This window comes from Pseudoalteromonas sp. S16_S37 (genome assembly GCF_014694405.1).
GTDB lineage: Bacteria > Pseudomonadota > Gammaproteobacteria > Enterobacterales > Alteromonadaceae > Pseudoalteromonas.
This window is the reverse complement of sequence record NZ_JAAUWV010000027.1, coordinates 41,928-53,493: the sequence shown is the minus strand read 5'-3', so window position 1 is coordinate 53,493 and position 11,566 is coordinate 41,928. Positions and strand designations below refer to the sequence as shown.

Below are 11,566 nucleotides of genomic sequence, written 5' to 3'. Positions count from 1 at the left end.
CATCATCGGGCACATGAAAAGTGATGGCCATTTGGGATTAAACCGCTTGAAAGGCATATTGGGCGACAAACTCAATGCCATTCTAGCGGGTGTGGGCCAAAACTTTAGAAAAATCCTAACCCTATTGAGGCTTTTTTACGTCTGGATTTTAAGCTGGCTATGTGCGCCATTGGCACGTGAAAATCAACAACAATAACGTTAGTTGGTTAACCGAATCTAAAGATAGCAACCCACATTAGACAATCTTAGTTTTTTGAAAAACCGAGTTTTTCAGAATCGACTAATTATGCAAGCGATAAACAAATGTGACACAGAGCCGCTGCTACGCAAAGAACAAAAAATGGGTAAGTGGGCGCTCATTTTTTCATGTTTTTACTTTTTCCCATTGCTCACTCAATGGGACAAGGTAAATGGCTTGGACGTTATTTTGCAGTTGCTTGTGTATGTTGTCTTTGTGGGCTCAGTTATCGTTTAAAGCATGGCTTGATATTGAAATGCCTAATAAAACGGGGCTCGACCTCGCCCAACATATCAACGCGCATTGTCCACATATTTTAACCGTGATTATGACCACATTTTCTAAGTCAGGGTATATTCAAAGGGCGATGTCACTGAACGTTAAGGGGTTTATCCTAAAAGAAGCACCGGTGAATTATTTGGTTGAGGCACTGGAAAAGGTCATGATGGGTAAGGTTGTGATTGAACCAGAACTTGCTGCATTAGCCTTGGATGAAATAGACCCGCTCACAGATAGAGAGCGCGCGGCTTTGCGTTTGGCTACAGAGGGAATGAGTAATAAAGAGATAGCCGCGAGACTATATTTAAGTGACGGCACGGTGAGGAATTATTTATCAGAAGCGATGGCTAAATTACATGCCTCTAATCGAGTAGATGCAGCTCGCATAGCCAAGCAAAAGGGCTGGCTGTAAAGGAGTTGGTGACACTTAACTTTGCAGCACTCATTTGTTGTAAATAAAACTTTCACTATGTGAAGCTGTCTCATTATCGGCTTTTGGGTTAAAATAACAACATAACTCAATTAACAAGTTAGTGAATGTCAAAACAGGATCCTTATCTCAGTCGAGAACAAGACAAATACGAAAACCCAGTACCCAGTCGCGAATTTATTTTAGAGCACATTAAAGCTGCCGACAAAGCGACTACTTTTAGTCAACTCTGCAATAGTCTCAACGTATTAGATGATGAGCGCCAAGAGGCGTTTAAACGTCGTTTGCGTGCCATGGAGCGAGACGGGCAATTGCACTTCAATAAATTTAAACGCTATGTGATCCCATCGGATGATGGCTTAGTGAAAGGTCGGGTGATTGGTCATCGTGATGGTTTTGGCTTTTTGGCGGTTGAAGGTGAGCCTAAAGATTGGTTTATAGCCAAGCACCAAATGAATGGGGTGTTACATGGTGATATCGTGCTGGCTAAGGCTGCAAGCCGAGGTTCAGGCGGCAAGGTAGAAGCGCGCATCGTTCGTGTACTTGTAAGTGAACGAGCACCTATCGTCGGGCGCTACTTTGTTGAATATGGTACTGCGGTAGTTGTGCCTGAAGACCCGCGCATTACGCAAGATATCATCATCTTACCGGGCAGTGAAAACGGTGCCCGTCATAACCAAATGGTGCAAGTACAAATTACGCAAAGCCCAACAAGGCACATGAACGCCGTGGGTAAAGTAACCGAAGTACTCGGTGAGCATATGGCCCCGGGTATGGAAATTGAAGTGGCTTTGCGCAATCATGATATTCCTCATGTTTGGCCTGAGGCTGTGCTTGAGCAAGTTGCATGTCATGGCGAAGAAGTAGAAGAAGCCGATAAGCTTGGCCGTGTAGATTTACGTGATTTACCACTGGTGACCATCGACGGTGAAGATGCCCGTGATTTTGACGATGCAGTTTACTGTGAGCGTAAAAAATCAGGTGGCTGGCGTTTATGGGTTGCGATTGCTGATGTGTCTCATTATGTGCCAAAAGGTAGTCCACTTGATAAAGAAGCAATTGAGCGCGGTAACTCAGTGTATTTCCCTGAGCAAGTGATCCCCATGCTACCTAAAGTGTTGTCAAATGGCCTCTGCTCGTTAAATCCGCACGTTGATCGTTTATGCATGGTCGCTGAAATGACCGTTTCTGATGCAGGGCGCTTATCGGGTTATCGATTCTACGAAGCGATTATGAACTCACATGCACGGCTTACTTACACCAAAGTACACGCGATTTTGCAAGGTGATGAACTTCTACGTGAGCAGCATGCTCAGTTGGTGCCACATTTAACCGACTTACAGCAAATGTACATGGCACTAAAATCAGCCAGACAAACCCGTGGTGCGATTGAGTTTGAAACACTTGAAACACGTTTTGTATTTAATGCACACCGTAAGATTGAATCGATTGTGCCCTTGGTACGTAACGATGCACACAAGTTAATAGAAGAGTGCATGATTTTAGCCAATGTCTCGGCTGCTAAGCTACTTGAAAAGCACGAAGCGAGCGCGTTATACCGTGTACACGATGAGCCTGACCAAGAAAAGCTCAGTCACTTTAGACAGTTTTTAAATGACCTAGGTATCGAAAGTCTATTACCTAATGATCCATCACCGCTTGAGTTGACCGCGGCGTTAAATTCATTGGGTGAACGTCCAGAACAAGAACTGATCCAAACCATGCTACTGCGCTCAATGAAGCAAGCGGTGTATCAGCCTGACAACATAGGCCACTATGGCTTAGCGCTAGACGCATATGCACATTTTACTTCGCCAATTCGTCGTTATCCTGACTTGGTAGTACATCGAGCAATTAAAGGTATTTTAAATAGCCAAGGCCAAAAAACTTCTGGGGCATATGTGTATGATACCGATGAGGTTGACAAGCTAGGTGAGCAGTGTTCAACCACTGAACGCCGTGCCGATGATGCTACCCGTGAAGTGGCTGATTGGTTGAAATGTGAATTCATGCAAGACCATGTTGGTGATGAGTTTACCGGCGTGGTCTCTTCGGTGACAAATTTTGGTTTATTTGTACGCTTAGATGACTTGCAAATTGATGGCATGATCCATATTTCTAGCTTAGGGCAAGAATACTTCCACTACGATGGTGCTAAGCACTGCTTGGTAGGAGAGCACAGTCGTCAGGTCTATCGTTTAGGCGATAAGCTCAAAGTGGTCGTGGCTTCAGTTAGTTTGGATGAGCGCCGTATCAATTTGGCTATGGCTGGTGAGCAGTTGCCGGATAGATATGCACGCCGTCGCAACAAATCAGTTGCGTTGCAGGCAAGACCTGAACCGCAAAGTGTCAGAGCACAGTTAAAAGCGGGTAAGATCCCAGGTAAAAAAGCGACTGAACGTGGCGATAATAAAGACGAACCAAGGTCTAAAAAAGGTAAAAAAACCACCCCGAAAGGCAAGCTGAAAAAAGCCAAAAAAGCGGGTGGTGAGGGCAAAAAAGGCCCATCGAAAATAAAAGCAAAGGGTAAAAACGTTAAGGCAAAACGTCCTGGTAAAAATGCCCGAAAACGCAATACAAGTAGCTCTGGAGCACAGTAACAGTGAGTAATGAATTAATTTTTGGATTTCATAGTATCGAAGCGATTTTAGCGAAAGAGCCGGAGCGCTTTTTAGAAATTTATGCGCTTAAAGGTCGTGAAGATAATCGTTTGAATCCGCTGATCAATGAAGCTCGCAAGTTTGGTATTTCGGTGCAATTTATGCAGCGAAAAGCACTTGATAACAAAGCCAATGGTGAACAACACCAAGGCATTATTGCGAATGTGAAAGCTGCAAGAACGTACAATGAAAAAGATTTGGACGATATCTTAGCACGTGAGACAACACCGTTCTTTTTGGTGTTAGATGGCGTAACCGACCCTCATAACTTAGGTGCGTGTTTACGCAGTGCTGACGCTGCGGGTGTACACGCGGTCATTGTGCCAAAAGATAAATCTGCAAAGCTCAACGGTACTGCTCGTAAAGTTGCGTGTGGCGCAGCTGAAACGGTGCCACTAATTCAAGTAACTAATCTTGCTCGCACATTACGTGATATCAAAGAAGCGGGTGTATGGGTTGCAGGTACGGCCGGTGAAACCGATACTGGGGTTTTTGATGCCAACCTGACTGGACCTATTGCAATCGTAATGGGGGCTGAAGGCGATGGTATGCGTCGCTTAACCCGAGAGCATTGCGATGTGCTGGTGAAAATCCCAATGGTGGGAACTGTGTCGAGTTTGAATGTATCCGTGGCAACGGGGATTTGTTTATTTGAAGTATTACGTCAGCGTAACGCTTTGCAATAATAGCCACACTCATCGACCAAGCTAGATATGAAAAAGCGCAGCAATCGTCTGCGCTTTTTGCTTTTAGTGATCAGTGCCCAGAATCGCTTCTAGCTCTTGTAAAGATTGCACGGTATAGGTTGGCTTAACGCCTTCAGGGCAAGTTTTGCCTGGGTGTTGTAGCCAGCAGCTATCTATACCAAAATTATTGGCACCTAAAATATCGCTGCTTGGTGTATCGCCTACCATTAACACTTTGCTTTTATCTGGATTGCCAAGCAAAGACAGTGTATGAGCAAAAATATAAGGATCGGGTTTGGCTGTGCCCACTAATTCAGAAATCACAACGCAGTCAAAACAATCACTTAAGCCGGTATTGGCAAGCCTCTTTTCTTGTAAAGCGGCAAAACCATTGGTGATAATGCCCAAGTGCGCTTTACCCTTTAGATGATTTAACAGGCTTCGAGCACCTGGTAAGGGCTCACAAATACTTGCCATTGACTCTAAAAAACCGGCGTTTAGCTCATGAGCTGGGACTGTGAGCCGCTGAGCCCATTTAGAAAAACGGGTCACTTGTAAAGTCTGAGCATCAATGCGTCCTGCTTGATAGTCAAGCCATAGTGGGGCATTCACTTTTTGGTATTCATCGTGATCTTGCTCAGTAAAATCAACGCCATATTGAGCAAATAATTTTTTCAGCCCCAAAAAGGCATTAAAGCTAAACAGGGTTTCATCTGCATCAAATAGGATATGGCTATACTTCATCACTGGCCTTTAGTTGCTGTATAAATGTGGGTGTAAAAACGGTGCCATAGCTAACGTGAGCGCTTGTGTGTATGTACTTTCACGGGTAGCAACGTGGTTGGTGAGTAGTCCAATGGCGCCACCTTTTTGCTTGATATTATCGGTATTGAAGACTTTATCCATCACAGGGCCTAATTCTTCACCAGCTACAAGGGCATCATAAATAGGCTGTGGTAACGGCAAATTACTGCTGCGATTCACACTGGTGTGTTGATTATTAGCTATCACTACATAAGCAAATGTTGCTGGGCCATAGCTAAATTGGTATGCCCCACCTTCCATTGCGCAGTAAAAGTCTGCTTGGTGGTGAGCTTGCAAATACGCTACACGATTTTGCGCACCGAAACGGGTTTCGTCTTCACCCAGCGGTTGGTCGGGTACGCCACTGGGGGCACGTAACCCTTGGCAGTCAACTTGATGATCTGGATAGTAGCGCTCAAATACGCTCTTGGCTGCGTTAATCTTGACAGGGTTTTGCGAACCCACGAGTACTTTTATGGCCTTTGCTGATGCCATTGTTCGCCTCCAACTGCGGCAAAAAGAGGAATGCTAGTTTAATGTGCCATGTCTGTGCTCGCAAGTTAAATAACTTCAGCAGTTGGTGGCCATTTATTGTGGTTTTTTATTGCCAAGTCTTTAGTTAGCGTTTTAACGCGCAGTCTAAATCGGTAAGTCTACTGGCGCCATGTTTTCAAGTGCGCGCTTTTTTACGAGCAGATCTTTAATAAGAGGAGTAAGTACTAACTCCATTGCTAATCCCATTTTACCGCCCGGTACCACGAGCGTGTTCATGCGAGACATGAAACTGCCGTCAATCATGTGCAAGTAGTAAGGAAAATTCACATCGTCAATACCGCGAAAACGGATCACCACAAAACTTTCATCAAGCGAGGGAATATCTTTGGCGCTAAAGGGGTTTGAAGTATCAACCGTAGGCACGCGTTGGAAGTTAATGTGGGTGCGAGAAAATTGCGGTGTAATATGATTAATGTAATCGTCCATACTACGCACAATTGAGGTCATCACAGCCTCTCTTGAGTGACCTCGCTCATTGGTATCGCGGATCAGCTTTTGGATCCACTCAAGGTTGATAATCGGCACCATGCCAATCAATAAATCGACATGTTTTGCAACATCATGCTCTTGCGTGACGACACCTCCATGCAGGCCCTCATAAAACAACACATCAGTATTAGGTTCTAAATCTTGATATGGCGTAAATGTCCCCGGCAGTTGATTGTAGGGGACGGCATCATCAAAGGTGTGTAGATAGCGCCTGATCTTACCATCACCATGTTCACCATAGCGGCTAAACAGCTCTTCTAGTGCAGCAAAGTCATTAGCCTCTTGGCCAAAGTAGCTGATATGCTTTCCCTCTTGTAGGGCATCTCGTTTGAGTTTGTCCATTTCGGGGCGTGTATAGCGATGAAAGCTATCACCTTCGATAAAAGCTGCATTGGCACTTAAACTACGAAATATATGCTTAATGGCATTAGTGGTGGTGGTGGTGCCAGCCCCGGAGCTACCAGTAATAGCAATGATTGGGTGCTTTTGGGACATAGTTGGCCTCGATAATCTCAAAATTTTAACAAAATAGTTAAAATCGATTGTTACTCGAAGCGACGCGAATAGCAAGTTTTGTGGTTTAATCCACAACTGAGTATGATAAAAGAAAAACAATAAGGACCATCATGAAAGCACGTATCCCACTGGCCACATGTTTGTTTGCTGTAACGACTTATTCAGCACAAGCGGCGATGCCGAAAAGCCAAATTTTGCTTGCCAGTGAAGTAGCTGACTCGATTAAAGTTGTATCATTAACGTCATCAGATAGTTATCACAACCAACCGCTAGTTACAGATAAAGGGGTGTACTTCACTCAAGAAGTACTCAACAGTGAGCAAGCGCAAACTGATTTGTTTTTCTACGATTTTGCAAGTAAACAGAGCCGTAATTTAACCAATACACCTGTCTCTGAATTTTCGCCTACTCTGTATCCCCATGGCGACGGCCTATCGAGCGTGGTTGTAGAGCCTGATGGCAAGCAAAAACTGTGGTTTTATCCATTCGATACAAAACAAAGCGCGACTCGGATATTTGAACACATTGAACCTGTGGGTTATCACGCATGGGGCGCTAAAGATGACTTGGTAATGTTTATATTGGGTGAGCCACACACATTGCAGTACACGGATACCGCAGGACACTTACCATCTAAAGTAGCAAAAGATATTGGGCGTACTTTAGCGTTTAATGATAAAAAGCAAATTTATTCGTTTACCTATAATAAAAATGGTCAGCATTGGTTTGCGAGTTTTTCCGCTAAAACACAGCAACTACAGGATCATTTTGTGATGCCAGCTGGCGTGCAAGATTACACTTGGTTAGACGACACGCGTGTTGCTTATGCGATTGGTAACCGTATCTACACTCGTGATTTTGAAAGCCCAAAGGCGGTGTCGCAGTGGCACAATTTAAGTCAGTATTGCGATACTCATATTTCTAGGCTGAGTTATCATAAAGGACATTTAGCGTTTGTTTGCGATAAATCGTAACTTACTGTGCAAAGTGTTGTAAAACTACATTAAAATAGCGGGATATTTTTAGCTAAAGGACGCGAAATGAGTATATTGGTCACTGGTGGTGCTGGGTACATTGGCTCACACACGGTACTTGAACTACTACAACAAGGTGAAGATGTAGTGGTTGTTGATAATTTAAGTAATTCTTCTAAGGAGTCTTTGACGCGCGTCGCAAAAATCACGGGTAAAGAAGTTGCTTTTCACCAAGGTGATATTATAAATAAAGCCTTTCTTGATGAAGTATTTTCTCTTTACAACATCAGTGAAGTAATTCACTTTGCCGGCCTAAAAGCGGTTGGTGAATCGGTACGCAAGCCCATCGAATATTATCAGGTTAATGTGCAGGGTACGTTAACATTACTTGATGCTATGCGCGATGCTGGGGTATTCAAATTGGTGTTTAGCTCCTCAGCCACAGTGTATGGCGACCCTCAGACTTTACCTATTAGAGAAGATTTTCCGGTTGGAGGGACTACCAATCCTTATGGTACGTCAAAACTGATGGTTGAGATGGTCTTACAGGATGTTGCAAAATCAGATGAGCGTTGGGCATTTGCTATCCTTCGCTATTTTAACCCAGTAGGTGCTCATGATTCAGGGCTTATAGGGGAAGATCCAAATGGCATTCCAAATAATTTACTGCCTTATATTGCGCAAGTTGCTGTAGGTAAATTAGCGCAGTTGGGCGTGTTTGGCGATGACTACGATACCGTTGATGGTACTGGGGTGCGTGATTATATTCACGTTGTTGATTTGGCGGTTGGTCATCTCAAAGCGTTAGAAAAACTGCATGATCACGCTGGTACGCATATCTATAATTTAGGGACCGGTAATGGTTATTCGGTATTGCAAATGGTCACTGCATTTGAAAAGGCTTCCGGTAAACCCGTTCCTTATCAAATAAAACCACGTCGTGAAGGGGATATTGCAGCCTGCTATGCGGCCCCTGAAAAAGCACAGCAAGAACTCGGCTGGCAAGCTTGTCGTGGCATTGACGAAATGATGCAAGATACATGGCGTTGGCAAAGTAATAACCCGAATGGTTACAAAGGGTAAAGGCTGTATTAGCAGATAAGTGTTGTTTGCTTATCTGCCTTTTTAGGCCATAGCCAGTTCGCTTTTTGCGCCAAGCCAACGCGTGACTAACGGTTCTACAATTTCAGGATGAGATTGCATTAGTTTAAATGCCAGTGGCCTAACTTGGGTTAAGAGCGCTTTATCACGATTTAAGTCTGCAACTTTAAATTCAGCCAACCCGGTTTGCTTGGTGCCTAATACCTCACCTGGGCCGCGAATTTCCAAGTCTTTCTCAGCAATTACAAAACCGTCATTACTATCGCGCAAAACGCCTAAACGTTTTTGCGCTGTGATTGATAATGGTGCGTGGTACAACAACAAGCAATGTGAAGCGACAGCACCACGGCCTACGCGTCCACGTAGCTGGTGGAGCTGTGCAAGACCTAAGCGTTCAGGGTTTTCTATGATGATGAGACTGGCATTGGGCACATCGACACCGACTTCGATCACCGTTGTTGCAACCAGTACATCTATATCCCCATTTTTGAAAGCCATCATAATATCTTGCTTTTCTTGTGCTTTCATTCTTCCGTGTACTAACCCAACTTTTAGCTCAGGGAGTTGTTCACGCAGTATTGTTGCAGCATCTTCTGCTGCTTGGCATTGCAATACTTCCGACTCATCAATCAAAGTGCATACCCAATAAACTTGGCGTTTATCATCCAAACAAGCGGTTCTTACTCTATCAATTACTTGGCCACGGCGTGTATCTGGTACTGCAACCGTTGTTATTGGCGTGCGACCGGGCGGTAGTTCATCAATGACGGAGGTTTCTAAATCAGCATATGCGGTCATGGCGAGTGTTCTGGGAATTGGGGTAGCCGTCATGACTAATTGGTGTGGATAGCAATCGTTAAATTGGCCTTTTTCTCGCAGTGCTAGGCGTTGATGTACACCAAAGCGATGTTGCTCGTCAATGATGATGAGGGCTAGATTATAAAACTCAACTTGCTGTTGGAACAATGCATGAGTGCCTACCACCATCTGCGCCTTACCATTGGCAATGTTTTCCAAAACACGTGTTCTTTCTTTCCCCTTTGTTTTACCTCCAAGCCAAGCCACTTCAATGCCCAGATGTTTAAACCAATTACTGAAGTTTATGCCATGTTGCTCGGATAGTATTTCCGTGGGAGCCATTAAAGCGACTTGATATCCTTTGGCGATTGCGCCTAATGCAGCTAAAGCCGCAACGAGTGTTTTTCCCGACCCCACATCCCCCTGTACCAATCGCATCATTGGAAAAGGCTGTTGTAAATCTTGTTTAATTTCGACCACCACACGACTTTGCGCATTAGTGGGGGCAAAAGGCAAGTTGGCTAAAAATTCAGGTTCTAAGGTGTTGTAAGGCGGTAACGGCACAGCTTTTACCGACTGAGCGCGACTGCGAAGCTGTAGTAAGCTTAAATTTTGTGCCAATAGCTCTTCAAAAGCTAAACGTTGTTGCGCAGGATGCTGGCCAAGCTCAAGTAAAGATAAATCTGTGTCTTGTGGTGGTTTATGTAGTGTTAATACTGCTTCTTTAAGGCTCAGTCCCGCAGGGCGATATGCTTGCGGCAAGTACTCATCTAATTGGTACTTTTCCAATAGCGCAATGGCTTTGTCTGCGATGGCACGAATACTGAGCTGTTTTAAGCCTTCGGTAGTTGGGTAGACAGCCGTTAGCGTTGCCAAAGCGGGATCTTGCGCTGCGCTATGACTGTCTCGAATGCTGTATTCTGGGTGTGCCATTTCAAGACCGGCTTGGCCGCGACGCACCTCACCAAAGCAGCGGATGATTTTGCCTGTCTCCATGGCATTTTTTTGTGCTGCATTGAAGTTAAAAAACCGCAGCGTCAGTCTGCCAGTGCCATCATTTACATGGCAAATAAGCATTCGTCTTTTGCCAAAGGTAATTTGGCTATGTTCAATTTGGGCTTCGATGCTAACATGACTGTGTGGCGTTAATTCGGCAATGGCATAAGTACGGGCTCTGTCTTCATAACGCAGCGGTAAGTGAAAGAGCATATCTTGGACGCTAAAAATCCCCAACTTTGCCAAACGCTCTGCTACCTTAGGCCCAACGCCTTTAAGCTCGGTGATAGGGTAGTGAGAAAGATTTGGCGTCGTCATGCTATTCCTTGTTATTTCACTTTTTTATATTTCAGGATATGCCAAAAGGCGTCGTCGGCCACGATTTCACCTTCTTCATCTAAGGCTGGATAGGGCAAGCCCTTTTCTGTGCAGCGATTAGCAATGATTGGGTGGCAACCTTCAAACAATAAAGTATGTTTGGTGTCGGCGTCCAGCATATCGTTACGATCATACAAGCCTGCTGCTTGTCTTTGTCTCTGCGCTTCGTACAAGATCAAAGCGGCTGCAACAGATACATTCAATGACTGCACCATGCCTTCCATGGGTATCACAATATGCTTATCAGCATGCGCTAAGGCTTTATCTGAAATGCCGAGACGCTCTTGGCCCACAATAATAGCTGTCGGTTTGGTGTAGTCAATCTCGCGAAAATCAACTGCTTCATCGCTTAAATTGGTCGCAAGTAATTGTATCCCAGGGTTTTGAGCGCGAATTGCAGCAACGGCGGTATCAATGTCATCGTGCATATGCGTTTCAACCCAGTTTTTACTGCCACCCGAGGTGTTATTGGTTAAACGTCTTTGCTCTTGTGGCCAGACAGCATGTACGTGATGACAGCCCACCGCATCTGCAGTACGTACGATGGCTGATAAGTTATGGTGTTTATGTACTTCGTCTAAACAGACGGTCAGGTCGGTTTGGCGTCTATCTAACACCTGTTTGACACGATGAAAACGTGTTTCTTTCATCAATTACTGCTC

10 protein-coding genes and 1 pseudogene are annotated in these 11,566 nt (G+C 44.6%); 6 read left to right on the top strand and 5 right to left on the bottom strand.

Annotation, left to right across the window (positions count from 1 at the left end; genetic code table 11):
- From HC733_RS23165 to rlmB, 4 genes and pseudogenes are all read left to right on the top strand, one after another.
- A pseudogene (locus HC733_RS23165) lies at positions 1-196 on the top strand (IS5/IS1182 family transposase); the annotation flags it as partial.
- Positions 197-443: 247 nt separating this feature from the next.
- Entirely contained in the window at positions 444-929 is a 486-nt protein-coding gene (locus tag HC733_RS12975) for a response regulator transcription factor (protein ID WP_238937542.1), read from the top strand.
- Positions 930-1,054: 125 nt separating this feature from the next.
- The gene (gene rnr, locus HC733_RS12970) at positions 1,055-3,547 is read left to right on the top strand and encodes a ribonuclease R (protein ID WP_190365470.1); all 2,493 of its coding nucleotides are present in this window, start codon (positions 1,055-1,057) and stop codon (positions 3,545-3,547) included.
- 2 nt (positions 3,548-3,549) lie between these two features.
- A complete protein-coding gene (rlmB, locus tag HC733_RS12965; protein WP_190365469.1) occupies positions 3,550-4,293 on the top strand; it encodes a 23S rRNA (guanosine(2251)-2'-O)-methyltransferase RlmB in 744 nt (247 codons plus the stop codon).
- Between the two features lie 63 nt (positions 4,294-4,356).
- Here rlmB and yjjG read toward each other — a convergent pair whose 3' ends face one another.
- The 3 genes from yjjG to HC733_RS12950 all read right to left on the bottom strand — a co-directional run bounded on the left by yjjG (position 4,357) and on the right by HC733_RS12950 (position 6,636).
- Positions 4,357-5,037: a pyrimidine 5'-nucleotidase gene (gene yjjG / locus HC733_RS12960; RefSeq protein ID WP_190365468.1), complete on the bottom strand. Its 681-nt coding sequence runs from the start codon at positions 5,035-5,037 to the stop codon at positions 4,357-4,359.
- A gap of 9 nt (positions 5,038-5,046) precedes the next feature.
- The gene (yjjX, locus tag HC733_RS12955) at positions 5,047-5,592 is read right to left on the bottom strand and encodes an inosine/xanthosine triphosphatase (RefSeq protein ID WP_190365467.1); all 546 of its coding nucleotides are present in this window, start codon (positions 5,590-5,592) and stop codon (positions 5,047-5,049) included.
- 144 nt (positions 5,593-5,736) lie between these two features.
- Entirely contained in the window at positions 5,737-6,636 is a 900-nt protein-coding gene (locus HC733_RS12950) for a phosphoribulokinase (protein ID WP_190365466.1), read from the bottom strand.
- 131 nt (positions 6,637-6,767) lie between these two features.
- On the opposite strand from HC733_RS12950, the gene HC733_RS12945 reads away from it, so the two are divergent.
- On the top strand, positions 6,768-7,631 hold the full coding sequence (locus HC733_RS12945) for a hypothetical protein (protein WP_190365465.1): 864 nt from the start codon (positions 6,768-6,770) through the stop codon (positions 7,629-7,631).
- Positions 7,632-7,697: 66 nt separating this feature from the next.
- The gene (gene galE, locus HC733_RS12940) at positions 7,698-8,714 is read left to right on the top strand and encodes a UDP-glucose 4-epimerase GalE (RefSeq protein WP_190365464.1); all 1,017 of its coding nucleotides are present in this window, start codon (positions 7,698-7,700) and stop codon (positions 8,712-8,714) included.
- 42 nt (positions 8,715-8,756) lie between these two features.
- On the opposite strand, the gene recG is transcribed toward galE, so the two are convergent.
- Positions 8,757-10,844, bottom strand: coding sequence for an ATP-dependent DNA helicase RecG (gene recG, locus HC733_RS12935; protein WP_190365463.1), 2,088 nt, complete (start codon positions 10,842-10,844; stop codon positions 8,757-8,759).
- A gap of 11 nt (positions 10,845-10,855) precedes the next feature.
- The gene (trmH, locus tag HC733_RS12930) at positions 10,856-11,554 is read right to left on the bottom strand and encodes a tRNA (guanosine(18)-2'-O)-methyltransferase TrmH (RefSeq protein WP_190365462.1); all 699 of its coding nucleotides are present in this window, start codon (positions 11,552-11,554) and stop codon (positions 10,856-10,858) included.
- Positions 11,555-11,566: the final 12 nt, after the last annotated feature.